Here is a 24,217-nt window from a genome sequence, read left to right as displayed (position 1 = left end):
GACGTAAACAGATAATTGCTTTATAACGTTGACTATTGTCAAAGCAATTTGAAATTAACAACAAATTTAGATTACAAATTATGAAAATACTAGCAATAGACGCCGCAACTGAAGCTTGTTCAGTTGCACTTTACCTTGATGGTGAAGTGACATCGAAATTTGCGTTGGCTCCGCAGCAACACTCACAAATGCTGTTGCCAATGGTTGATCAAATATTAGCTGATGCAGGTATTGCGCTTAACCAATTAGACGCAATTGCCTATGGGCAAGGGCCGGGTAGTTTTACTGGGGTACGAATTGGCGTTGCGATTACTCAGGGTTTGGCATTTGCGGCCGATTTGCCTGTAATTGGTATCTCAAGTATGGCTGCTATGGCCCAGCAGGTTATGGCTCAGCACAAAGCAACGGGCGATAACTTCGAGCAAGTGGCTCATGTGTTAGTTGCAATTGATGCGCGCATGTCAGAAGTGTACTTTGGCTTATACCAAAATGTTGAAGGTTTGGCCCAACTGGTAAACACGGAAGGGGTGTGTGCGCCACAGGATTTAGCGTTGGATGCATTACCTGACTTGTTCAGTGCAGGTACAGGATGGCAAACCTATCAACAAATATTAACGGAAAAATACTTAGTAAATTCGACAGAAGTACATTTACCGAGTGCAGAATTTATGTTGCCTCTTGCTGTGGCTCAATATAAAGCGGGTCATATTGTATCTGCTGAACGTGCCCAGCCAAATTATGTTCGAGATGAAGTCTCATGGAAAAAGTTACCGGGCCGATAAGTGTTAAAGAAAGCGATTATTAGCGCGTTAAATTTAAACGTTTAATAAAGGCACAAATAACAGTTGAAATGTTAACGGTTACAAATATCATATACAAATCGGAACTTTTTGTACCGTTTGGTGTCGTAACTTAAATTAAGTTAGATTTTGTACTTAGCGTATTGACGGTTTTGCAATAAGATAGTGTCATTGCATACTGTAAAAAAAGCTTGGATGGACTGCGACTAGCGCAGTCGGAATAATAGAAGAAATGAAACATGGCACTGAGAGATCCAGATAAAACTCGAAACCGAATTTTAACGGTAGCAGCGCATATTTTTCATCAAAAAGGCTATAATTGTACGAGTCTGTCGGACATTTTACATGCTTCTGAAATGTCGAAAGGTGCTTTATATCACCACTTTAGCAACAAAGAAGATTTGTTGTTTGCGGTTGTTGAAGAAGTTTATCAAGAGCAATTCTTATCGCCTTGGCGTGAAGTGTTAAATACTGAATCGCCGATGAATGCAATGGCAGAAGTAGTTGAAAATAATGGTAAAAATGACACAAATGAAGCTATGTGTGTCGGTTGTCCAATTTATAATTTAGCCGGAGAGTTGTCGGCAATTAATGATGGTCTTAGACAACGTGTCGATACTATTTTTAGAAATTTGTTCAACATTATTCACGAAGCAATTGAAATGGCTAAAAAAGCAAATCAAGTGGATGCTAGCGTAGATAGTGAAAGAGTGTCATTATTAATATTAAGTAGCCTTAACGGCATGCCACAAATTGTAAAAAGTTGCCTAGACCGTAATATGTTTAGACAACTAAACGGCGCCTTGGCTGATTATATTCGTAGTTTTTGTAAATAAAAAATTCACATTTTAGTTGTGGAGGATTAAGTGAACAGCATCGCTAGTTCGTATAGCAACGTACCTAAGTATGTTGATTATACAAAAACAAATAGTGGGATAACTCGTGTATCTCAAGAAAAACAGGTGTTCGCAGAAACGCTGCAGGATACGCGTGCACGTGAGGATGTCGCTCAAACACAAAGTCGTTTCGACGATAAACCAGAAAAAGTCATCGCACCTTCCTCAGATACCGTTAAACAGTTGCAACAATTTTCTAGTAACCGATATCCAGAAAATGCCAATGGATTAGGACGAGTTGCGATAAATTCATATGGCAAATATGCGTCAAACGAAGTCGTGGCTGATTTTTCAGATAAAGTGAAAGTTGATCTTCGTGCTTAAGTTTGTATTCAATAAAGGAACATTATGAAGAAGTTGTTATTGGGATTGTTGTCGTTATCCTTATCGGCCTGTGTTAGTTATCCTGAAAATGTTCAGGTTACTGAAGGCACAAACCTTGTTTCTTATACTGATGTTGTTGAATCTAGTGCTCATATAAAGCAACTAGCTCGCTGGAGTGGTGTGATTGCAGAAGTGACTAATCACAAAGAAACCACACAATTAGATATTCTCTATTACCCTGCAAGTGGTGACGGTCGACCAAAAACGGATGAAGAGCCGCTTGGTCGTTTTCGAGTTTATTCGGATACGTTCTTAGACCCTGCGATTTACAAGCAAGGAAAGTCTATTACCGCGCTCGGCACCATAGCGAAAAAAGAAATGGCTAAAATTGGCGACTTTGAATACGAGTATCCAACATTAGTGCAAAGCAAAATTTATCTTTGGAAGAAGCAACAACCTAGAACAAAGGTCCAATTTGACTATGGTTTTTATGGCCACCCTAGATATTATTGGAACGGTGGTGCGAGACACATATATATAATTGGTAAAGATAAGCCTGCACCAAACCATGGCACAAAGAAAAGCAAAAATCGGACTTAACTCTATAGGTGGGTCACCCATTAATTTTTCGTTTCAGCATAGCTTTGGGAAGTAGATGAATAAGTATATTTTGAGTTTTGTTTTATTGCCCCTGATTGCTGCCTTTGGCGTGGTTTCTGAACCACGTTCAATCGACTCTATTTTGGATTCTGATCATCGTCTTGAGCAGGATAAGCAAAGAGATATCTACCGTCACCCGAAGGAAACCTTAGCGTTTTTTGGGCTGAAACCCAATCACACTGTGTTAGATATTTGGCCAGGATCTGGTTGGTACACAGAAATTGTAGCGCCATATGTCAAAGGAAGTGGTCAATATATTGCGGCTAACTTTTCGCCGGAACGTTTTAATTCTGGTGATAAACGAGAAGTTTATTGGGGGAAAATATCCCTAAAATTTATGGAAAAAGTTGCGGAAAAAGATATTTACGGCGATGTGCAACTTGAAGTTTTCGAAAATGGAAAATTTGAGAAACCTAATAATTTACCAAAGGTGGATATCGTATTGTTAATTCGTTCGATCCATATTTGGGATGAACAGGGGACTCTTTCGGAAGGTTTAAAGTCTGTATTTGAGGTTCTAAAACCTGGCGGCATATTGGGCATAGTTCAACATAGATCTAACTCAATATCGTCTATTGCCTCAAGTGCTAGTGAAGGCTATATGGATGAGCGATATGTTATAGATGCTGTAACGCAAGCGGGTTTTGAGTTAGAAGCGTCGAGCAATATAAATGCGAATCCGAATGACACAAAAGATTACCCACGTGGTGTTTACACATTACCACCAACACTGGCTATGGGTAATGTAGAGCGTGACAAATATTTACAAATCGGTGAGAGTGACCGTATGACTTTGAAGTTCGTCAAACCGACTCATGCTAAAAACTGAAGAATTTGCATTACAAACGTCATCAGGCCGTATAACAGGACTCACGAATACCCACCTAAATAATCGACCAACCGTATTAGCACTGCACGGTTGGTTAGATAATGCCGCAAGTTTTTTGCCTCTAATATCCCATACGCAAGAGTATAATTGGATAGCGATAGATTTGCCCGGCCACGGTCATTCAGAACATCGCGCTGCACGATCGTATTACCACTTTATTGATTGGATATCAGATTTAACCGCTATCGTAGATGCTATTTTGGCAAGTGACGTATTTTCTCATGTTCAAAATTCTGATTTTATTCTTGTCGGGCATTCGATGGGCGGCATGATTTCAAGTGTATTTGCTGGGCTTTACCCAAATGTATTTTCGAAACTTGTATTAATTGACGCTGCAGGACCTATTACAGAACCAGAAGATTATAGTGTTGAAGATATTAGAAATGCGCTGGATAGTCGTCAAAAACTAAGTAAAAAAGCGATTTATATTGATAAAAAACTAGACGATTCAAATTCAAATAATGCATCTACCACCTCGGTTCAATTGGGCTATAAATCGCGAATTCATAAGTCTTTGGAAAGTGCGATAAAGGCCCGGAAAAATTCTGGAGATATTAGTTACGAGTCGGCAGCAATGCTTGTTGAACGAAATATTAAAGAAACTGAAAATGGTTTTGAATGGCGTATCGATCAGCGGCTTAAAACATTTTCGCCCATTAGATTGTCAGAACCGCTAGCGCATAAAATCATTAGCTCTATTTCAGTTCCTACACTAATTTGTTTAGCTGAAAACGGCCTAGAGCAGGTAAAACAAAATTTGGCACGATTTAAAGCTGATTATCAAGATGCATCCCATATTGAAGTCATTGGGTCACATCACTGTCATATGGATGAAGTAACGTCGGTAAGTCGTGCTATCCATGCTTTTATAGAGTCCAAATAACCTGTTTTTTTAACAATTGGTCGCAATATTGATGAATTTATTTGTCTCATCGGATGAGTTGCAGTAAGGTACGGCCATATATAATTTGTCGTTATGACTCATTTAAAACGTATTTTGAACGAATAATAATAATTTGCTGGTCCAAAGCTTGTGAAATAGCCTTTGGTATTGGCGTCAAAATGCGAACAATTACTTGGAGTACTCTTTTGGAAAAAGTTTGGCTTAAAAAATACCCTGAAAATGTCCCATCTGAAATTGATCCTAATCATTATGATTCATTGGTTGATATTTTTGCTCAAAGTATTAAAAAGTTTGGAAGTAAAACTGCTTTTATCAATATGGGCGGCGAGCTTACTTACGATGAACTAGATACCGCGGCCAATTCGTTTGCTTCATATTTGCAAAATACTCTTGGGATCCAAAAAGGTGATGCTGTCGCATTAATGATGCCTAATTTATTACAGTATCCTGTCGCTTTGTTAGGTGTGCATCGGGCGGGTGGTATTGTCGTCAACGTCAATCCATTGTATACCCCACGTGAACTTGAGCATCAACTCATCGACAGTGCCGCAAAGGCGATAGTTATTGTTGATAATTTTGCTAACACGTTAGAGCAAGTTATAGCTAACACCCCCGTAAAACATGTGATCCTAACAAAAATGGGCGATATGTTAGGCCTTAAAGGGCATGTTGTTAACTTTGTTGTTAAACGTGTGAAAAAGATGGTCCCGGCTTTTCAATTACCCGCTGCGATTAAATTTAATGACGTTCTTTCACAAGGTGCTCAATCGACGTTACAACACGTCGAATTAACTGGCGATGATATTGCATTTTTGCAGTATACCGGTGGTACGACAGGCGTGTCTAAAGGCGCAATGTTAACGCATCGCAATATGGTGGCTAATTTAGAACAAGTTTCTGCATTGATGAAAGCGTGTTTGGTTGAAGGCGAAGATACTATAGTTACAGCGCTGCCGCTTTATCATATCTTTGCGTTAACAGCGAATTGCCTTTTATTTGTTAAATTTGGTGGCACCAACCTGCTCATTACCAATCCACGAGATATGCCAGGTTTTGTAAAAGAATTAGGTAAATATCCGTTTACCGCCATAAGCGGTGTTAATACTTTGTTTAATGGGTTGCTAAACACGCCCGGTTTTAAAGAGCTCGACTTTTCATCATTACGTCTTAGTATTGGTGGTGGTATGGCAGTACAACGAGCAGTGGCCGAGCGTTGGTTAGATGTCACTAAGTGCGACTTACTTGAAGGTTATGGCCTTACTGAATGTGCACCGGTAGTTTCTTTTGTGCCTTATAACATTGGACGCTATACGGGCAGTATCGGTGTCCCAGCTCCGTCTACGGATATTAGATTAGTTTCCGATGAAGGTGAAGATGTCGCACCGGGAGAAGCTGGCGAACTATGGGTCAAAGGCCCGCAAGTAATGAAAGGTTATTTAGGTCGGCAAGACGCGACTGATGAAGTTATGCATGAAGGCTGGTTTGCAACAGGTGATATAGCAAAGATAGATAAAGAAGGGTTGTTATATATAGTTGACCGTAAAAAAGACATGATCTTAGTGTCTGGCTTTAATGTATTTCCAAACGAAATTGAAGACGTTGTGGCAACCCTTGACGGCGTATTAGAATGCGCTGCAGTAGGCGTTCCGAATGAGTCTTGTGGTGAACTGGTTAAGATTTTTGTTGTTAAGAAAGACCCTAACTTAGACGAAGAGACGATAATTTCCCATTGCCGTGAAAGATTAACGGGATATAAAGTACCCAAACTGATAGAATTCAGAACCGAATTACCGAAAACTAATGTCGGTAAGATACTTCGCCGAAAACTAAAAGAGAGTTAACGATAATTCTCTTAAAAAAGCTGGCGATTGCCAGCTTTTTTTGTTTTATTGGTGAGTGATTTAAAGCGTTTATTAAGCGGTTATTAGATTGACGACTCAAGAAAAAGAATATTTATATATAGATGACCAAAATTCGTTAAATGAATTTTGTGAGCAAGCAAGTGAAGCACCTGTGTTAGCGCTAGATACGGAGTTTGTTCGAACTCGTACACTTAATGCGGACCTTGGTTTAATTCAAGCATTTGACGGCAAGTCCCTCGTGTTAATCGACCCTCTTGTCGATTTAGATTTAGAACCTTTTTGGCAGCTTTTGACTAATGAGAAAATTGTCAAAGTATTGCATTCTTGCCATGAAGATTTGGAAGTGTTTAAAATTTATTCCAACCGGATGCCCAAGCCATTATTTGATACACAAATTGCTGGCCAGTTCTTATTTCAAGGTAAAGTGCTGGGCTTTGGTGCATCTGTTTTGCAAGAAGTTGGAATTGAATTGGATAAAGGTGAAGCCCGCACAAACTGGCTTAAGCGTCCATTGTCGCCACAACAACTTGAATATGCTGCAAATGATGTTAAATACCTCTTACCTTTGTATCATAAGCTTAGTGAAAAACTTCAACAACAAGGCATTGACCAATTTAATTTGGCCGAAGCAAACTATAAAGTTGAGCTCAAAAGCCAACCTAAAAATCTTGATTTGTTGTATCTCGATTTTGGAAATTGTTGGCAGCTTAAACCTCGTGAATTGGCAATATTACAAGAGCTATGTTCATGGCGATTAGATATGGCGAAGAAACGTAACTTGGCACTAGGTTTTGTTGTTAAAGACGCCAGTTTATTTGCTATTGCACAGAAGCGACCAAGTGACTTAGCCAGCTTAAAAGCAATTCCGGGGATAAATCCGCACGAAATTAGATTGCACGGTAATGCAATAATGACATGTGTTGAGCGCGGTAAAGCCATCCCATTGGAAGAGTGTCCTCAAAAAGTGCCACGTTTGACTGATTATCCTATTTACAAACAAGCATATAAACAATTAAAGCAAGCGCTAACCAAAGCGGGTGAAAAACATAAGTTGCCAATTGAAATGTTGGCAACTAAAAAGCAGCTAAATCAGTGGATTAAGTGGAAATGGCAACTGCCTCACGCGGAAACCCCAGACTTTATTGCGTCTTGGCGCAGTGAAATATTGGCAGAAGCATTAAATACGTGGGATAAGTCGTTTGCACAAGTTGATTTAAACGACTGATTTACGCTAAACAAATAGATTCAGGAGTAGGTAATACATTGCAACTATGTACCGTATATAAAAGCTCGAAAAAAGCAGAGACATTTTTATATGTTGAGAAAGCTGACGATTTTTCTAGAGTTCCTGAGCCGTTAATGGCAATAATGGGTCCACCAACACTCGTTATGACGATGGACTTGGATAAACGTCAGAAATTGGGGCAAGCCGATTTAACAAAAGTAAAAAACGAGATTCAAGAAAACGGGTTTTACTTGCAGATCCCACCACCACAGGAAAACCTATTAGAAACTCATAAGGCAAATATGGGTTATCAGGAGCCTGAAAAAAACTAACAAGGAAACAACATGAGATTAAAAACAATTTTCACAGGACTATTATTTTCGATTCCTGTTTTTACCCTCAACGCAGCAGATAAACCGACCTTTGAGCAGTACGTTAACAAGCTTAAGCAAGAAGCTGTTGAAAAAGGTTATGATGCTGAATTTATTAATGACAGCTTTGCAAATGTTAAGTATTTGCAACGTGCGGTTAAAGCGGATAAAAATCAGCCGGAGTTTATCGAAACCTTAGACACGTATTTACCAAAACGTGTTCCAGAATGGAAAGTTAAAAAAGCACGTGAAGCATATGTCGACAACTTACCTCTGCTAGAAAAAGTGTCTAAACAGTATGGTGTTCAACCTCGATTTATCGTTTCGCTGTGGGCCCTTGAAACCAATTTTGGTCGCATCCAAGGAAAGATGCCAATAATCGATTCGGTGACTACTTTAGCTTATGACGGACGACGCGAATCTTTTTTCAAAAAGCAGTTATTTGCTTCATTAGAAATTCTAAAACAAGGTCACATTCCTAAAGACAAATTTGTGGGCTCTTGGGCTGGCGCAATGGGTCAATGCCAATTTATACCAACCTCATTTTTGGCGTATGCCGCAGATGGTGACAACGACGGTAAAAAAGACATCTGGACGAACAAAGCAGACGTATTTGCATCGGTTGCCAATTATCTAAAACAAGAAGGTTGGGATAACAATAAGACGTGGGGCCGCCAGGTATTGTTACCAGAAGGCTTTGACAAAGAGTTGATTATGCCTAAAGGCAGCAGAGGTTTAGGCCAGTGGTTAAAGAATTTCAAGTCTGCAGAAAAACCTTTATCACAATGGCGTAAACTTGGCATTACTCGTATGGATGGTCGCGAATTGCCGGATGTTAATGTTACCGCAGCGCTAATCATGCCGGATGACGCTAAAGGGCGTATGTATTTAGCCTATGATAACTATAAGTCGTTAATGCACTGGAACCGGTCGTATTATTTTGTGACCTCTGTAGGGTATTTAGCAGATCGTATCGGCTACCCAAGTCCAGTTCCAAAGAGTTAATGACAGTTATGATCTCGAAACACGACGTTGCAAATTGGTTATACCTATAACATGACAAAAGAAAATAGAACGCCTTTTTGGGAAACCAAAACCCTAGAGCAAATGAGCCGCAGCGAATGGGAATCCCTTTGTGATGGTTGCGCTAAGTGTTGTTTGCATAAGTTGATAGACGACGACAGTGCTGTTGATATGGTTGACACTCAGCACATGTCGGAGGAAGAGCAATTGCACTTTACGTCAGTTGCTTGTCGTTATCTCAATGACAAAAAATGTGAATGTAAGGTCTATGAAAAACGTACGGTGTTGGTTCCGAGTTGTGTGCAGCTAACGCAGGATAATTTGGATCAGATATTTTACATGCCGTCGAGTTGCACCTACCGAAGAATCGCTGAAGGCCGAGGCGTTCCTAGTTGGCATCCGCTGCTAAATAAAGGACGTAAAGCAAAAATGCACCAAGCCGGTATGTCGGTGCGGGGAAAAGTAATGTTTGATGATATGGTTGATGAAGACCAATACGAAGATTACATTGTATTGTGGCCGTTAAACGATAAAGACTAATATTAGTCTTTATCTTTATTCATATCTGCAGTTTTAACAGTTGCGTCAGTCAACATGCCTAGTGTTATTGGTTCTGTTTTTAACTATTACCAGAACTCGACAAATTCCTTATAGAAAGTGTTTAACCATTCAAATATATTGTTCAAAGTATATTCAGTGTTTGCTTATTTAATTCCCAAATACCGTTTACATAGAAAATTAACCACTGCGATAGTTTTTCAATTTAGCGTCATTCAATTCGATATAGTCATGCTTAGATTAAAAGCAGCAATAGTCATCTACCCGATGGCTATTGAAAGTTTAACTGACAGAAGGAAAAGGAAATGAAGCCGTTAACTCTAATTTTTATTTTGGTATGTGTGTTGTTAACCCATGTCAGCTCAGCTAATTCAACAAAAAGTAATGACGTTGCTGGCAGCTGGCAGGGGACGTTGACTATAACCCCGGAAAAATCGATGGATTTGATTTTTCATTTTAAGCAAACATCCGACGGTTATGTAGCAACAATTGATATACCAAAGCAACAGCAATTTGGTTTGCCGTTTAATAACATGAGCTATATAAACGGACAAATTTCCTTAGCGATGGATATGGCTCAAATAACCTATGACGGGACTTTAAAAGATAAAAAAATTATCGGGACATATGAACAAGGTGCGTTTAAGGCACCATTAAACCTAGTACCTGCAATTAAGACTGTAGAACGTCAACGTAAAGTTCAAGACGTTGTAGGCGACGTACCTTACCAAGTTGAGCAAGTTCAGTTTGTAAATAGCAGCGGCGGACACAAGCTTGCTGGTACATTAACGTATCCCAAAGGATTGATTAAATATACGACAATTTTATTGTCAGGCTCGGGGCCTACAACACGAGATGCCGACGTTTTTGGCCACAAAATATTTACGGTACTGGCAGATCAGTTAACACGACAAGGCATTGCTGTTTTAAGGTATGACGACAGAGGTGTAGGGGAGTCTGAAGGTGATTATGCAAACGCAACCAGCGAAGACTTTGCTAGTGACGCAAATGCGGCATATCAGTTTCTTAGAGAATATGGCAAACGTAACTTCGGTAAAATTGGATTTGTTGGCCACAGTGAAGGTGGGTTAATTGGCGCAATAGCGACTGCCAATAATGCCAAAGTCGACTTTTTTGTTAGCCTTGCAGGGCCGGGGACAACTGGAGCTCAAATTATCATTGACCAATCCTATTATATTCAAAAATTACGGGGTATGGACGACGATAAGTTAACCAAAGACGATAAAATTCAAAAAGAAATAATCAATGCTGTTGTTGCAGGTATTTCTAAAGAAGCACTCATTACATTGCTATTAAAACATGACATTCCAGAGGCTCAGGCCAATGCTCAGGCAACACAACTAACATCACCTTGGTTCCAATACTTTGTTAAATCCGACCCCAAAATTTACCTTACACAAGTCGATATCCCGATGTTAGCGTTAAATGGAGGATTGGATTCACAAGTGTTACCAAAACAAAATATTGAAGGAATTCAACAATCTGTAAAACCCGATTTGTTAACCACTAAAATTTACCCTGGATTAAATCATTTATTTCAACCAGCAAAAACGGGGCTGCCGGAAGAATACGGCAATATCGACATAACGTTTTCGGAGCAGGTAAGTCGTGATATTGTTCAATGGTTGTTAACCAATAGATAACCTATTGAGTATCAGTGTTTCTTTTTGCATCAGTCTAATAAGCCGATATAAATAGACTTTTACCACACTTGGTAAATAAGAACCGATAGATGAAATCGAGCAGCATAAGGTAAATAATGACAGTAGCTTCACACGATAGAATGCAAGGCGTTGACCCATCAGCAGATAAAAATGCCCATATTTTGTTTTGGTTCACTCAAATTGTTGGTTGGGGGCTGTTTACGCTAATAAATTTAGCTGGACGTCAATACTTCGTCCACTATCATTTTTCTGAGTTGGTTAATTCTGTCGTTTTAGGGATCTGCCTATTTATTATAACTAGCATTTTAAGGCTGTATTACCGACGTCAGTTAGAAGGTAAGAAGCTTTCAAGTAGTTTTATCCATATCGTTGGCGGCTCGATTGTTGGCGGGGCATTAACGATGTTGTTATTTGCCCTAATTATTCTGCCTAACCAAGAAGCAATTTGGGGAATGCAGAGTAAAGACTTGTGGCAACAATTGTTACTCGGTTCTCCAATGGTAATGTTTTTGATATTAGTTTGGTCAACCTTGTATGTGATATTCAAAAATCAGCAACAGTTAAAAAATGCTCAAATAGTGCAAAATTCTTTAGAACAATCACTGAAGGTCGCGAAGCTAGATGTCTTGCTTAGCCAAATTAATCCACATTTTATTTTTAATGCGATTAATAATATTAGGGCACTGATCTTAGAAGATGCCGACAAAGCGCGCGATATGCTGGCGGATTTGTCGGAGGTGATGCGTTATACCATGCAAATTGACAAAGAGCGGCTGATCCCCTTTTGTGATGAAATTGACGTCGTAAAACAATATGTCGCGTTAAATAAATTGCAGTTTGAAGACAAGCTGCAAGTTCATTTTGACCTAGAACCGGACACGTTAAATTTGTCGTTACCGCCAATGATCCTGCAACTGCTGATAGAAAATGCGATCAAACATGGCATTGGAAAGTTAAAGCAGGGCGGAGACGTTGTCATTACGAGTAAATTACATGATTGCCAGTGGATAATAACTGTTGAGAATAGTGGCACGTTTCCGACGGCGATTAACACAAGTACAGGCGTTGGTATTAACAATATTAAACAGCGTTTGTTTTTGGTTTATGCAGACAAAGCTAGTTTTAGTTTAAAACCTTCTTCAAAAGGCGTTATTGCTGTTATTACACTACCACTGTCATTAAGTTTAAATTCCACTGTGGGAGGTTCGAATGTTTAAAGCGATTATTGTTGAAGATTCCAGACTGGCCAGGGTGGAACTTAAATCGCAATTAAAAAAGGTTGATTACATTACCTGCGTCGCCGAAGCTGAAAATATAGAGCAAGCGCTGAAGGTGTTTGAAAAACATCAACCTGACTTAGTTTTTCTTGATGTAGATTTGCCTGATGGCAATGGGTTTGATTTTTTAACGCAGTTACCCATCGCTCCCTATGTTATTTTTACAACGGCTTTTGAAGAGTTTGCACTACAAGCGTTTGACCAAAATGCGATTGACTATTTGCTTAAACCTTATACACAAAAAAGGTTAGAACAAGCTTGCGCGAAATTTAGAACTGCTAATGCCAATATACCGGAGCCTAAGGATCGTACTTTTGAAGCGCCCCTAACGTTAGATAGTCAGTTTTTTGTGAAAGATGGTAATAGTTGTTGGTTGATAACATTGGACCAAGTGGAGCGTTTTGAGTCGATGGGCAATTACACCCGAGTGTATTTTGACGATAAAAAGCCTATGATTTATCGCACATTGGCGCAAATTGAACCGCGCTTGCCAAACGATAAATTTTTTAGGGCGAGTCGACAGAATATTGTGCAATTAACTAAAATTAAGAACGTCGAGCTCTGCAGTTCTGGGGGATTAGAGCTTACAATGCATAGCGAAACAAAAGTGGACGTATCTCGCCGTCAAACCAGCGTGTTTAAATCACTGCTCGCGTTATAGTTGGTTTAGTACCTTGCTTAATTTCATATGTATTAAAGGTAAGTTTTAGCGATATTTGCTGAATAGAACGCGATCCTATTCAGCAAATATAATGAGTTTACGTTATTAATTATCGATTAGTTTTGGTTAAACATAGTGACGATATAGTTATCAATGTCTTTATCTTCCTGCTCGATTACCAAAAACTGATTTTTAGAATCTGAGGTGAGTTCAAACGATGTATTGGCTAATAACACTTCACTAGCGCCTTCTTTGGCGATGACAAATACGTCATATTCGTCGTTTGGAAGCGATTGTTTAGTTGCAATGGCTCGAGTATTAATTGCTTTGTGTTCTGTCGTTGAAATAGTTGAGTTTTTAGGCACAAAATAAACAGTAACACTGCTGAAGTCTTCAATAAAGTTAACTACTTGGATTTCGTGATGGTAGTACCCTTCGACGGCGTTATTGCTCGCGATTAGAGAGTTTACATATAACTCTGTTTCTTCTACGGTGTCGTCATCACCATCGTCAGCTTCTTCAACCTCAGTCAAATAAAAGAATACGGTTTTGTCACTGTTTGTTGGTAATGACAAGATCTGGCTATTTGATAATTTGACCGTTGAATTTGGATCTGTGATGTCCATACGATAATCCCCATAATCTAAGGTTTTAACGTCACTATATGCACTGCGATTTAGGTCAGCGATTAATGGGCTATCAGTGATGCCACCAATATGGAAATCTAATGAGCCATTATACGAGGCTAATAACTCGTTGTTATCCATTGCATTAAAGACTCGTAATTCAGTGCTTGAATTGATGCTGTTGTACGTTGTCACGCCGCCAGAACTGGTGATTCGGTCAATTGTAAATGGTGAACTTGTCGAACCGGGGTTTTCTTTTATGACAATGAGTTGCTGATTAGTGTACAAAAACGGTATTTCGTCAGACTCAAATACAAGGTTTCCATCTATATCTGCAATGTAAAGTTTGTAGTTGTCTACATCGAAATATTGGCTTTCGCTTAATTCGGTGAAACTTAGTGCACTTGCCGGAACAGCGTCACTGAACGCTTGGCTGCTTAGCGATAAGTATACATTTAGGTCTTCATTGCTTTCATTTAAATTTAAAAATCGAATGGTAAATTGTTCATCTTCTGTTTCTGGGTCTTCATATTCAAACGAATAATTTATGATTTCCGGGGCACTAATGTCACCAACAACAACGATTAAATTAACGTCTTCATCAGAAATCGATGTATCGCCCTGGTATATTAGCTCTTCTAAACTGTTTGTCGTATTGATGTTTAGGTCAATATTGTAAGTGCCACTATCTAATGAAAATGCACCTGCAACTTCGCTATAGGCAATACCAGTGTAATAGCTGGTGGTGCCATCTTGTTCTATTTCGAGTTCGATGTCGGGGGCATTTTTTGAGGCGTTGTAAATCATCAAATAACCACTGCCTGTGTCTTCATCCTCACTACTGCACGCGGTAATGGCAAGTGTCGACATCGCGGCGACAATCAGGCTAAACGGTCTAAGTTTAGATAAAATAAATTCGTATTTCATTATAAGTCCTATTTCGATCTGGGTCTTTTGGGTGCGCGCTACCCTCAAGCTAACCACATGATAATTTTAAGTTTATTTGATTTTTGTCTGCTTTAACTAAGCGCAAAGTTTGAGGGGGTTTAGTGACTTTGGTTCACAAAAATCGAAAAAAAATAAAAAATAAATTTTTGAACTTTTAGAGTAATAAACCTATTTATTTATAATCAAATACTTAGAAGAGAGTTGAATTAGTTCACTGGAAATAAAAATATAATTTGAGTAGCAGTTCTGTTTTTAGGAATGTACTGCCCATTTTAATAAATGGGCAGCTTTAAGCTATCTAATTGTGTTTGAGGCCAGCTAATTTATTTTGCGATCGCAATAAATTGGTTGATTTGTTTGGTAATTCCATCAGCATCTAGTTGCAATTCTTGATAGATTTCTTGCTGAGTTCCGTGTTTGATAAATTGATCAGGCAAACCAATATTTAAAATACGACACGCATATCCGTTGTTAAGAATATATTCGTTAACGGCAGACCCTGCGCCGCCAGCAATTGCATTATCTTCAACGGTAATGATGGTTTTACCCGACGCCGCGAGTTTATCTAACAGCCCGGTATCAAGCGGTTTCACAAAACGCATATCGTATACAGAGGCGTTGGTATTCTCTGCAGCTATTTTGGTTTCTTCAATAAAAACACCAAAGTTTAAAATTGCGATATTAGCGTCGTGGAGTTCAGAAACCGTTACCGCTTTACCAATTTCAATGGCGGTCATTATTGACTCGATTGGGTTACCAGAACCACCGCCCCTTGGATAACGCACGGCTGCAGGTTGATTTAGCTTATGGCCGGTATACAACATCTGTCGACATTCGTTTTCTGAACTTGGACACATAATAACGAGATTAGGAATACAACGCATAAAACTCAGATCAAATGAGCCTTGGTGCGTTGGACCGTCGGCACCAACTATACCTGCTCTGTCGATGGCAAATAATACCGGCAGTTCCATTATGGCAACATCGTGGATTAACTGGTCGTAACCACGTTGTAAAAAGCTAGAATAAATTGCCACAACTGGGTTAAAGCCTTCACAGGCCATGCCCGCCGCCAACGTTACTGCATGTTGTTCTGCGATTGCGACATCAAAATACTGTTCTGGAAATGCTTTTGAAAAACGCACCATACCAGAGCCTTCGCGCATTGCAGGAGTGATTGCCATTAATTTGTTATCAACGGCAGCCATGTCGCACAACCAGTCACCAAATACTTGAGAGTATGTAGGTGATGTTACTTTTGACGCTGGTAGCGAAGTGGTATTAGGATCAAATTTAGGTACTGCGTGGTATTTGATTGGATCTTGTTCAGCCGGTTCATACCCTTTACCTTTTTTAGTGACAATATGTAAAAACTGCGGGCCAGTTAGGTCACGCATATTACGTAAGGTATCGACTAACGCATCTATATCATGGCCATCAATTGGACCAATATAGTTAAATCCGAGTTCTTCAAATATGGTACTTGGAACGACCATACCTTTTAGATGCTCTTCTGCTCGGCTGGCGAGTTCTTTAATTGGTGGAATACCACTTAATAACTTTTTACCGCTTTCTCTAAACGTCGTATATAAGTTACCCGACAGTAGTTTTGCCATGTGGGTATTTAGGGCTCCGACATTTTCAGAGATAGACATGTCGTTATCGTTTAATACCACTAACATATCGGGCTTAATGTCACCGGCATGATTCATTGCTTCAAACGCCATACCAGCGGTCATCGCGCCATCACCAATAACGGCACATACTTTACGAATTTTGTTTTCAGGTTCGGCTTTGTGCGCAGACTGCGCTGAAATTGCCATTCCCAATGCCGCACTAATGGATGTAGATGAGTGACCAACACTTAACGTATCGTATTCGCTTTCTTCACGCCAAGGAAACGGGTGCAATCCATCTTTTTGACGAATAGTATGAATCTGATCCGCTCGACCTGTAATGATTTTATGGGGATAAGCCTGGTGGCCAACATCCCAAATGATACGGTCGTACGGTGTGTTATACACATAATGCAAGGCAACAGTAAGTTCTACAGTTCCTAGACCTGATGCGAAGTGGCCAGAACTCTTACTTACTGAATTTAGTAAGTACTCTCTTAGCTCTTTTGATACAGATTTAAGTGCTTCCTGAGGCAATTTGCGAAGGTCAGTTGGCAGCAAGGCTTTCTGTAAATGTGGAAAATCGGCAATATTTACTGTCATAAAAGAACTTAGTGATCTCGCTCAATGATATAAAGGGCTAATTGTTGTAAAACCGACGTATTGTACGGCAATTGTTGTAAAGCTTGAACTGCTTCGTCAACTAAATTTTTAGCCTTCAATTTTGCTTGCTCTAAACCTAACAACGCAGGGTAAGTGCTTTTGTTCGCTTCTAGGTCTGAACCCTGCGGTTTACCTAAGGTTTCGGTATCTGAAACTATATCTAATACGTCATCCCAAACTTGAAAAGCGAGGCCAATTGCATCGGCATATTGTTCTAAATAATTGAGTTCTTGTTCAGAAACCTTGCCACATAACGCGCCTGCTAAGACAGATGCTTTTATTAATGCGCCAGTTTTTAGCTTATGCATATGCTGGAGATTTGTCAGTTTAATTTCTGGTAACAAATCTGTGTTTGCATCAGTCTCAATCAAATCGATTGATTGGCCTGCACACATATCGATACTCGCTTGTGAAATTAGATGGATGAGTTGCAGCTGGCGTTCTGGCGTTACGCTACTAAGTTCGGGGCCGCTTAACATTTGAAATGCAAAGGTCTGCAATGTATCGCCAGCTAAAATAGCGACCGCGTCATTGTATTTTTTGTGACAAGTCAGTTGGCCACGACGCAGATCATCATCGTCCATGGCCGGCAAGTCATCATGTATTAAACTGTAACTGTGGATTGACTCTAATGCGGCTGCGACAACGTTTAATGAATTTGGGTCTGCATTAAATATTTCACCTGTGGCATAAACTAAAAATGGTCTTAAACGTTTACCACCTAATAACAGTGAATAATGCATTGCCGCTTTTAATGTTGGCTCATCAATGTTTGCAGTGGCAAGATGTTGCTCTAAATAATTTTCAATTTGAGATTTATAAACCGTTATTTGTTCGGCAAACCCAACATTGTTCATAGCCGCATTGTTGTCGGAAACCTGTTGAGCATCTTTCACGTTCGGTTTTTCGACTGATTGTTCTGAATTGCTCATCAGTTAGAGTTACCAGCCGGTTCAGTTTGGAAAGGTTGCAATTGAAGATCGCCTTGTTTTTCCATTAAGATCTGTACTTTTTGTTCAGCTTCCTGCAATTTTGATTGGCTTATGCGCGTCAATTCAATGCCGCGTTCAAATAATTTCAACGACTGCTCAAGCTCCAAATCGCCAGATTCTAGTTGATTAACGATGGATTCGAGTTCAGCGATAGCTTGTTCAAATTGAGGGGCAGTAGGCTTAGTCATAAATAGCTTTGGGTCACATTGAAAATTAGCCAAATAAGTTACCGTATTGGCACTGCATATTCAATTATAATCATTTATTATTAGGCAAGGGCGAACAAACAATAGACACTTAGTTAGAAACTATTTAAGTTGTTGGGATATTTGTCGATAGTTATCAATGTAGAAGCAAATTGTGAGATGGGAGTGAGTTGTGGATTTAGCTAGTATTGTAGGCATGATTGGTGCGATTGGGTTTATCGTATTGGCCATGATTTTGGGCGGCGGACTCCATATGTTTATTGACGTACCGTCAATAGCGATTGTATTTGGTGGGTCGACATTCGTCTTGTTGTCTAATTATACGTTAGCTCAGTTCCTCACGGCGGGTAAAATCGCGGGTAAGGCGTTTTCGTTTAAAATTGAAACGCCAGAAGAATTAATTGAAAAAATTGTCGAACTTGCAGATTCAGCACGTAAAGGCGGTTTTTTAGCGTTAGAAGAAGCGGAAATAAACAACGCATTTTTGCAAAAAGGCGTAGACTTATTAGTTGACGGCCACGATGGTGAAGTGGTTCGAGCAACGTTATCAAAAGATATTTCTCTTACCACAGAACGTCACGAACTCGGTGCCGGTATGTTTAAAACCTTGGGAGATATTGCTCCAGCGATGGGGATGATAGGTACACTTGTTGGTTTGGTTGCTATGTTGTCAAACATGGATGACCCAAAGTCAATCGGTCCTGCGATGGCTGTTGCCCTATTAACAACGTTATACGGTGCATTTTTGGCCAACGTTATAGCGTTACCTATGTCATTTAAACTTAATTTAAGAACGGGTGAAGAAAAGCTCAATCAAAGTTTGATTATGGATGGGGTATTAGGCATTCAAGATGGTCAAAACCCGAAAGTAATTGAAGGCGTGCTTCGTAACTATCTAGCGGCTTCTAAGCGCGAAGTAAACACTGAGGAATAATTCCGATGGATGAATGTCCAAAATGTCCCCCAGAGGGACTCCCCGCTTGGATGGGGACTTTTGCAGACTTAATGTCGTTGCTGATGTGTTTCTTTGTATTGCTTTTGTCATTTGCCGAAATGGATGTTTTAAAATTTAAGCAAATTGCAGGCTCAATGAAGTTTGCATTTGGTGTGCAAAATAAACTTGAAGTTAAAGATATACCCAAAGGTACCTCGGTGATAGCGCAAGAGTTTCGCCCAGGAAGACCGGAACCAACACCTATTGAAATATTGCAGCAGCAAACCATAGAGATGACTCAGCAAGTACTAGAGTTTGAAGAAGGCGAAGATGAATCAGCAGGTGGCCGGCAGGAACAAACCGCAGAAATGCGTGGTGGCATGAGTTCCGCAACCGCAGAAGCAGAATCGGAAACTGAAGCAACCGCCACGGCCGAGCAAGAACAAGTAAATGAAATGATGAAAAAAATTGCAGAACAAATGCAAAAAGAAATCATCGATGGAGCAGTAGAACTTGAATCTTTAGGTCAGCAGATCATTATTCGGATAAGAGAGAATGGGGCGTTTCCATCTGGATCGGCGTATTTACAAGATCAGTTTAAGCCTATCATTCAAAAAGTTGCGACACTACTTAACGACATACCTGGCGATATAACGGTATCTGGTCATACTGATGATATTAATGTGACCAACGAGCTGTTTAACAACAATTGGGATTTATCTTCTACCCGAGCGGTCGCCGTTGCGACCGAAATGATAAATGCGCCATACTTTGATAAAAACCGAATTACGGTCATGGGGCATGCAGATACTCGACCTTTAGTACCGAATAATTCAACGTCGAATCGTCGCAAAAACCGTCGAGTTGAGATTGCAATTACGCAGGGCAAGGCAAAAGAGTCTGAAGGGATAAACGTCACTGAGCTTTAGGTTTTATTTAAAAAATTACGAGTTACCTTTAAGTTAAAAATGGTAACAATATAAAAGACCAGATGTGGTTAATGAGATTTCATTAATGGTGTCTGGTTTTTTGTGAGCTTAGTACAGTATTTATTATTGCTTTGTATAAATGACTAAAAAATAAACCTATGGCATGGTTTTGGCCTTCGTTATATAATCCCGCGCTATTTTAAAAGACCAGTATGAGCTAACCCAATTGTTTTGGTGTCAGTATCGCTTGTCGTCAATGCCAGTGTGTTAAGTGTCATGAGATTAATCGTAAAATACCACCCAGAAATAAACATTAAGAGTCGTTCGGTACGTAAACGGTTTAGTAAGTTATTAGAGTCGAACTTACGTATTATTGTAAAACGTATTTATCCGTCGGCACATGTTGTTGCTCGTTGGAGTGACCTTCTTGTAGAAGCGATTGGTATTTCAGAAGAGATGGAAGCGGAGATTATTGATGCTATTTCACGAATTCCTGGTGTTGACCAATATAATCAAATTGTTGAAGTTGACTTTGTTGACTTCGATACCGCCTTCAATGACGTCGCTAAATACTGGATCCCATTCCTAGAAGACAAAAAGTTTTGCGTGCGAGTTAAACGGTCAGGCAAACATGATTTTACGTCTGGTGATTTAGAACGTTACATCGGTGGCGGTTTAAACCAAGCTGTTGAGTCAGCAAGCGTCAAGCTTAAAAAGCCAGAACTTACAATTCGATTAGAGTTGCGTCAGGACAAGTTGCAGATCATTAAAGCGAATCATAAAGGTTTAGGCGGCATGCCACTCCCAACCCAGGAAGATGTGTTGTCATTAATATCTGGTGGATTTGACTCTGGTGTTGCTACCTATCATATGATGCGTCGTGGAGCGAGAACGCACTTCTGCTTTTTTAATCTTGGCGGTAAAGAGCATGAAATTGGCGTTAAACAAGTGTCTTACGAAATTTGGAAACGTTATAGCAGTTCACATAAAACCAAATTTGTTGCGGTTGACTTTGAACCGGTAGTCGAAGAAATTTTGTCGAAAATAGACAATGGTTTAATGGGCGTTGTTTTAAAACGAATGATGATGCGTGCCGCGTCTCAAGTCGCCGCCAAACTCAATATCAAAGCATTGGTTACAGGTGAGTCATTGGGTCAAGTGTCGAGCCAAACGTTGACAAACCTAAGCGTTATTGACCGAGTTACAGAAACACTGATCTTGCGTCCATTAATTCATTTGGATAAAGCGGAAATTATCGATACTTCACGTATTATTGGTACCCACGATTTTGCCGCTGCTATGCCTGAATATTGTGGTGTCATTTCGAAAAAACCAACTACGCGTGCCGTTTTGTCAGAAATAATTGAAGCTGAATCTAATTTTGATTTATCACTTATTGATAAGGTTGTTTCAGCAGCCAATGTAATTGATATCCGTGATATAGAAAAACAAGCGGCCGAGGAAGTTCAGGAAGTTGAACAAGTTACTGAATTACCCGATGGCGCAATTGTGTTAGATATCCGCAGCCCAGATGAAACCGATGAAATGCCGTTAGCGTTGGATGATATTGAAACAATTACGATGCCATTTTTTAAACTGGCAACGCAATTTGGGGATTTGGATCAAACTAAGCCGTATTACCTTTATTGTGACCGTGGTGTAATGAGTCGACTTCAAGCCTTGTTATTACACGAACACGGTTACACAAATGTTAAGGTTTACCGAAAAAATTAAAGATTAAATTCAACGTGTTGTAATCGATTAATCTCAGTTTTATACCGTTCAATTAGATGCTCAATGGATTGGGCATCGGACTGAATATTTTTACTTGCCAAAAACGCTTCATTATAAAGTTTAGACACTGAACGTTCACCTGCATCACAAGCAATTGTCACAATTTTCTGTGGTTTTCCACCGTTTAAGGGGCCAGTTTGAACCGCGCAATATAATGCTGCTGTAACGTTTAATGCACTGCTACTGCCTAATACTAAGGCATCCTGTTTTCTGACGTAATTCGCAACAGTAACTATATCGCTGTCAGGTAAATTTAAACCGTAATCTATTTTACCTTGCTTAAAGTTGTTAACTAAACGCATGATGCCAATGCCTTCTGTGAATGACGAACCCGCTGTCGCTTGATGCTTGCCATTCATTAGAAAATTTAAAATACCAGAGCCGTCAGGATCAACACTGACTATTTTGGTATCAGGATCTTTTTGCTTCAAATATTTAGAAATACCACCCAATGTCCCGCCTGTTCCAGCGACAGAAACAAAACAATCTAGTTGCCCATCTGTTTGTTGAAATATTTCGGGGCCGGTCGTTAAAAAGTGGGCGTTGGAATTTGCTGTGTTTTCGAATTGATCTGCCCACCAGTAATCTGGGTTTTGTTCAGCAATACGACGGGCGGTGTGGTAGAAATGATTTTCGTTGGCAAAAGGTACGGCATCGACAAGCACGAGTTCTGCACCGTGTAATTCGATTAATTGTTCCTTTTCTTTCGCCTGGCCTTTTGGCATCACAACTTTCAAATTATAGCCACGTGATTTTGCAACAACCGCGAGGCCAATACCGGTATTACCCGCTGTACCTTCAACTATTGTCATTCCAGGCTTTAATTTACCGCTTTGTTCTGCTTCTAATACCATTTGTAATGCGGCGCGGTCTTTTACTGAACCGCCGGGATTCTGAAATTCACATTTAACAAAAATTTCACACTGAGTCAGTTGGCTAAGTGATTGTAATTTTAAAAGAGCAGTGTTGCCGACTAGGTCGGCAAGAGATTCTGCAGCAGTTAGAATAGTCATTGGGTCGCCTTATATTCATTGAATATTGCTATGATAACGACTTAAGGGAGTTTATTGCCAGTTACCCAATCGATTGCCTTAATCTTAGCTTCGAGCTTTTCGTAAGGTTTTACGAACAGATAGATGTCATCGTTATTAACCATAAATGGTGTACTTTTTCCCGTTGTGATGCTTCGACCACGTTTGTGGGTGGTACGTTTAGACGGAAAAAATGTGTAACTGTTAGTTAGCATTTTACTATAAAGGTAGGCTTCGAAATTAGCTAATCGAGTTCTAACGATAACGTAAGTTTTACCTGGTTTTATTGTAACACCAGCCGGAACCCAATCTTCTTTTAAAACAGGGCGAATAAGCTCATGTTTAAAATTGATAAAACAGGTGACATCTTGTCCGGAACCTATCCACTCACCATCTCTAATTTTATTCGTGTGTAACCTCGATTGAACATCTACACAGAGCTGTCCACCAAATTCAACACTAGCCGATGCATTTGTACTGTCGAAATCTGATTCGATGTCGGCATTAAGTGAAGACAGAATGTATTCCGTTGTATTTTCATAAACTGTTTCTCTATAACTGTTAGAACCATATTCTGCCAATGAGGGGACTTCTACCCAACTTATAATATTTGGTTGATCAAACGGACGGGTAGTGTCCAAATTAACGTTTGTTCTTAATTGTTTGGAAATTGCAGATGAACGGATCCCAGCCTGTTCTGAAAAATAATCACCGGTGTTATTTTCGTTAATAATTGTTTGCCAATCGCTCGTTGAGAAGCGAGCATCGGAAGAGTATCGATTAAAGTAGACGAGTTTAAGGACGTTTTGGGCGTTGGAATTGTTGGCGTCATGATAAACTATCTCAAAGCCAGGTACGTGCTCAACCTTTTTGGTTGCACACCCTAGAAGTAACAAAAAAGATACCGAGAACACAGTTAAAGAACGTAATAAAGACATTGATTTGTTTACCATAATTCAGTTGATACAGATGAATACGCTACATTCAAAGATAACGTAAAATTAGGTTTACTGCTAGCCTACAAAAGAAATCTCAGGTTTCACTTGAATGTGGCTGTAGAGCAAGTATAATTCCCCGCAACAAATCGAGGCAATTCTTGTCTTTGGTTTTAGTTAGTAAACGTTCAACGTGGTTGGATTAGAATTTCGATTCGCTTTCAGCTAGTTAGATTAGCACTTATGTAAAGTGATTGATTAAACGACTCAGTTTAATAAACAATTCCCCACCATTTGAATAGAACTAATGCATTCTTTATTTATAGAGTTATTTATAGAGAGTGGCTCCCGCAACCAATTAATTGGTTCTGGGAAATTCGTTACAGTCGAATTAAAATATTGTAGGCA

Annotated in this window: 23 protein-coding genes; 17 read left to right on the top strand and 6 right to left on the bottom strand. The window is 39.6% G+C overall.

What is annotated here, in order from left to right; translation table 11 throughout:
* Positions 1-80: 80 nt before the first annotated feature.
* From tsaB to Q4575_RS18585, 14 genes are all read left to right on the top strand, one after another.
* On the top strand, positions 81-782 hold the full coding sequence (gene tsaB / locus Q4575_RS18650; protein WP_303523839.1) for a tRNA (adenosine(37)-N6)-threonylcarbamoyltransferase complex dimerization subunit type 1 TsaB: 702 nt from the start codon (positions 81-83) through the stop codon (positions 780-782).
* 257 nt (positions 783-1,039) lie between these two features.
* Positions 1,040-1,636, top strand: coding sequence for a TetR/AcrR family transcriptional regulator (locus Q4575_RS18645; protein WP_215963621.1), 597 nt, complete (start codon positions 1,040-1,042; stop codon positions 1,634-1,636).
* A gap of 30 nt (positions 1,637-1,666) precedes the next feature.
* Positions 1,667-2,020 carry a hypothetical protein gene (locus tag Q4575_RS18640; protein WP_215963620.1) on the top strand — a complete coding sequence of 118 codons (354 nt, stop codon included), beginning with the start codon at positions 1,667-1,669 and terminating at the stop codon, positions 2,018-2,020.
* A 24-nt stretch (positions 2,021-2,044) separates the two neighbouring features.
* On the top strand, positions 2,045-2,620 hold the full coding sequence (locus Q4575_RS18635; protein ID WP_303523838.1) for a Slp family lipoprotein: 576 nt from the start codon (positions 2,045-2,047) through the stop codon (positions 2,618-2,620).
* 55 nt (positions 2,621-2,675) lie between these two features.
* A complete protein-coding gene (locus Q4575_RS18630) occupies positions 2,676-3,509 on the top strand; it encodes a class I SAM-dependent methyltransferase (RefSeq protein ID WP_303523836.1) in 834 nt (277 codons plus the stop codon).
* On the top strand, positions 3,496-4,452 hold the full coding sequence (locus Q4575_RS18625) for an alpha/beta hydrolase (RefSeq protein ID WP_303523835.1): 957 nt from the start codon (positions 3,496-3,498) through the stop codon (positions 4,450-4,452). Before Q4575_RS18630 ends, Q4575_RS18625 begins: the two co-directional genes overlap by 14 nt.
* A 206-nt stretch (positions 4,453-4,658) precedes the next feature.
* Complete coding sequence (gene fadD, locus Q4575_RS18620; RefSeq protein ID WP_215963856.1) at positions 4,659-6,314, top strand: long-chain-fatty-acid--CoA ligase FadD; 1,656 nt, start codon at positions 4,659-4,661, stop codon at positions 6,312-6,314.
* Positions 6,315-6,402: 88 nt separating this feature from the next.
* Positions 6,403-7,560, top strand: a complete 1,158-nt coding sequence (rnd, locus tag Q4575_RS18615) for a ribonuclease D (protein ID WP_215963616.1) — start codon at positions 6,403-6,405, stop codon at positions 7,558-7,560.
* 38 nt (positions 7,561-7,598) lie between these two features.
* Positions 7,599-7,892 (top strand): YcgL domain-containing protein, encoded by a 294-nt coding sequence (locus Q4575_RS18610; protein WP_215963615.1) that lies wholly within the window; start codon positions 7,599-7,601, stop codon positions 7,890-7,892.
* A gap of 12 nt (positions 7,893-7,904) precedes the next feature.
* Positions 7,905-8,936 carry a lytic transglycosylase domain-containing protein gene (locus Q4575_RS18605; RefSeq protein WP_303523834.1) on the top strand — a complete coding sequence of 344 codons (1,032 nt, stop codon included), beginning with the start codon at positions 7,905-7,907 and terminating at the stop codon, positions 8,934-8,936.
* 51 nt (positions 8,937-8,987) lie between these two features.
* Positions 8,988-9,494, top strand: coding sequence for a YcgN family cysteine cluster protein (locus Q4575_RS18600; RefSeq protein WP_303523833.1), 507 nt, complete (start codon positions 8,988-8,990; stop codon positions 9,492-9,494).
* Positions 9,495-9,817: 323 nt separating this feature from the next.
* Positions 9,818-11,176, top strand: a complete 1,359-nt coding sequence (locus tag Q4575_RS18595; RefSeq protein ID WP_303523832.1) for a S9 family peptidase — start codon at positions 9,818-9,820, stop codon at positions 11,174-11,176.
* A gap of 116 nt (positions 11,177-11,292) precedes the next feature.
* A complete protein-coding gene (locus Q4575_RS18590) occupies positions 11,293-12,414 on the top strand; it encodes a sensor histidine kinase (RefSeq protein ID WP_303523831.1) in 1,122 nt (373 codons plus the stop codon).
* Positions 12,407-13,135, top strand: coding sequence for a LytTR family DNA-binding domain-containing protein (locus Q4575_RS18585; protein WP_303523829.1), 729 nt, complete (start codon positions 12,407-12,409; stop codon positions 13,133-13,135). Before Q4575_RS18590 ends, Q4575_RS18585 begins: the two co-directional genes overlap by 8 nt.
* A 116-nt stretch (positions 13,136-13,251) precedes the next feature.
* Here the strand turns inward: Q4575_RS18585 and Q4575_RS18580 are convergent, their stop codons facing one another.
* The 4 genes from Q4575_RS18580 to Q4575_RS18565 form a co-directional block, all read right to left on the bottom strand.
* A complete protein-coding gene (locus Q4575_RS18580) occupies positions 13,252-14,688 on the bottom strand; it encodes a hypothetical protein (RefSeq protein WP_215963609.1) in 1,437 nt (478 codons plus the stop codon).
* A gap of 344 nt (positions 14,689-15,032) precedes the next feature.
* Positions 15,033-16,928, bottom strand: coding sequence for a 1-deoxy-D-xylulose-5-phosphate synthase (dxs, locus tag Q4575_RS18575; RefSeq protein ID WP_215963608.1), 1,896 nt, complete (start codon positions 16,926-16,928; stop codon positions 15,033-15,035).
* Between the two features lie 8 nt (positions 16,929-16,936).
* Complete coding sequence (ispA, locus tag Q4575_RS18570; protein ID WP_303523828.1) at positions 16,937-17,920, bottom strand: (2E,6E)-farnesyl diphosphate synthase; 984 nt, start codon at positions 17,918-17,920, stop codon at positions 16,937-16,939.
* Positions 17,920-18,168, bottom strand: a complete 249-nt coding sequence (locus Q4575_RS18565; protein WP_272180079.1) for an exodeoxyribonuclease VII small subunit — start codon at positions 18,166-18,168, stop codon at positions 17,920-17,922. The genes ispA and Q4575_RS18565 overlap by 1 nt, the downstream gene beginning before the upstream one ends.
* 190 nt (positions 18,169-18,358) lie before the next feature.
* Here Q4575_RS18565 and pomA point away from each other — a divergent pair, with 190 nt between their 5' ends.
* From pomA to thiI, 3 genes are all read left to right on the top strand, one after another.
* On the top strand, positions 18,359-19,120 hold the full coding sequence (gene pomA / locus Q4575_RS18560; RefSeq protein ID WP_215963606.1) for a flagellar motor protein PomA: 762 nt from the start codon (positions 18,359-18,361) through the stop codon (positions 19,118-19,120).
* Positions 19,120-20,049 carry a flagellar motor protein MotB gene (locus Q4575_RS18555; protein WP_215963854.1) on the top strand — a complete coding sequence of 310 codons (930 nt, stop codon included), beginning with the start codon at positions 19,120-19,122 and terminating at the stop codon, positions 20,047-20,049. Before pomA ends, Q4575_RS18555 begins: the two co-directional genes overlap by 1 nt.
* A gap of 276 nt (positions 20,050-20,325) precedes the next feature.
* On the top strand, positions 20,326-21,783 hold the full coding sequence (gene thiI, locus Q4575_RS18550; RefSeq protein WP_303523827.1) for a tRNA uracil 4-sulfurtransferase ThiI: 1,458 nt from the start codon (positions 20,326-20,328) through the stop codon (positions 21,781-21,783).
* On the opposite strand, the gene Q4575_RS18545 is transcribed toward thiI, so the two are convergent.
* Together Q4575_RS18545 and Q4575_RS18540 are read right to left on the bottom strand one after the other, a co-directional pair.
* Positions 21,780-22,856: a cysteine synthase A gene (locus Q4575_RS18545; RefSeq protein WP_303523826.1), complete on the bottom strand. Its 1,077-nt coding sequence runs from the start codon at positions 22,854-22,856 to the stop codon at positions 21,780-21,782. The two genes, thiI and Q4575_RS18545, sit on opposite strands and share 4 nt — an antisense overlap.
* A gap of 41 nt (positions 22,857-22,897) precedes the next feature.
* A complete protein-coding gene (locus Q4575_RS18540) occupies positions 22,898-23,812 on the bottom strand; it encodes a hypothetical protein (RefSeq protein ID WP_303523825.1) in 915 nt (304 codons plus the stop codon).
* Positions 23,813-24,217: the final 405 nt, after the last annotated feature.

Origin of the sequence: Psychrosphaera sp. 1_MG-2023, assembly GCF_030548245.1 — a bacterium.
Taxonomy (GTDB): Bacteria; Pseudomonadota; Gammaproteobacteria; order Enterobacterales; family Alteromonadaceae; genus Psychrosphaera; species Psychrosphaera algicola.
Note: the sequence above shows the minus strand (reverse complement) of the source record. Positions and strands in the feature narration are given on the sequence as shown.

What these genes read in the sequence shown, in the direction of transcription:
- Q4575_RS18635 (WP_303523838.1), top strand. Translation starts at nt 2,045, where the DNA reads ATGAAGAAGTTGTTATTGGGATTGTTGTCGTTATCCTTATCGGCCTGT.
- Q4575_RS18600 (WP_303523833.1), top strand. Translation starts at nt 8,988, where the DNA reads ATGACAAAAGAAAATAGAACGCCTTTTTGGGAAACCAAAACCCTAGAG.
- Q4575_RS18595 (WP_303523832.1), top strand. Translation starts at nt 9,818, where the DNA reads ATGAAGCCGTTAACTCTAATTTTTATTTTGGTATGTGTGTTGTTAACC.
- Q4575_RS18585 (WP_303523829.1), top strand. Translation starts at nt 12,407, where the DNA reads ATGTTTAAAGCGATTATTGTTGAAGATTCCAGACTGGCCAGGGTGGAA.
- tsaB (WP_303523839.1), top strand. Translation starts at nt 81, where the DNA reads ATGAAAATACTAGCAATAGACGCCGCAACTGAAGCTTGTTCAGTTGCA.
- Q4575_RS18645 (WP_215963621.1), top strand. Translation starts at nt 1,040, where the DNA reads ATGGCACTGAGAGATCCAGATAAAACTCGAAACCGAATTTTAACGGTA.
- dxs (WP_215963608.1), bottom strand. Translation starts at nt 16,928, where the DNA reads ATGACAGTAAATATTGCCGATTTTCCACATTTACAGAAAGCCTTGCTG.
- ispA (WP_303523828.1), bottom strand. Translation starts at nt 17,920, where the DNA reads ATGAGCAATTCAGAACAATCAGTCGAAAAACCGAACGTGAAAGATGCT.
- Q4575_RS18605 (WP_303523834.1), top strand. Translation starts at nt 7,905, where the DNA reads ATGAGATTAAAAACAATTTTCACAGGACTATTATTTTCGATTCCTGTT.
- Q4575_RS18565 (WP_272180079.1), bottom strand. Translation starts at nt 18,168, where the DNA reads ATGACTAAGCCTACTGCCCCTCAATTTGAACAAGCTATCGCTGAACTC.
- Q4575_RS18540 (WP_303523825.1), bottom strand. Translation starts at nt 23,812, where the DNA reads ATGTCTTTATTACGTTCTTTAACTGTGTTCTCGGTATCTTTTTTGTTA.
- Q4575_RS18590 (WP_303523831.1), top strand. Translation starts at nt 11,293, where the DNA reads ATGACAGTAGCTTCACACGATAGAATGCAAGGCGTTGACCCATCAGCA.
- Q4575_RS18625 (WP_303523835.1), top strand. Translation starts at nt 3,496, where the DNA reads ATGCTAAAAACTGAAGAATTTGCATTACAAACGTCATCAGGCCGTATA.
- Q4575_RS18630 (WP_303523836.1), top strand. Translation starts at nt 2,676, where the DNA reads ATGAATAAGTATATTTTGAGTTTTGTTTTATTGCCCCTGATTGCTGCC.
- Q4575_RS18545 (WP_303523826.1), bottom strand. Translation starts at nt 22,856, where the DNA reads ATGACTATTCTAACTGCTGCAGAATCTCTTGCCGACCTAGTCGGCAAC.
- thiI (WP_303523827.1), top strand. Translation starts at nt 20,326, where the DNA reads ATGAGATTAATCGTAAAATACCACCCAGAAATAAACATTAAGAGTCGT.
- Q4575_RS18580 (WP_215963609.1), bottom strand. Translation starts at nt 14,688, where the DNA reads ATGAAATACGAATTTATTTTATCTAAACTTAGACCGTTTAGCCTGATT.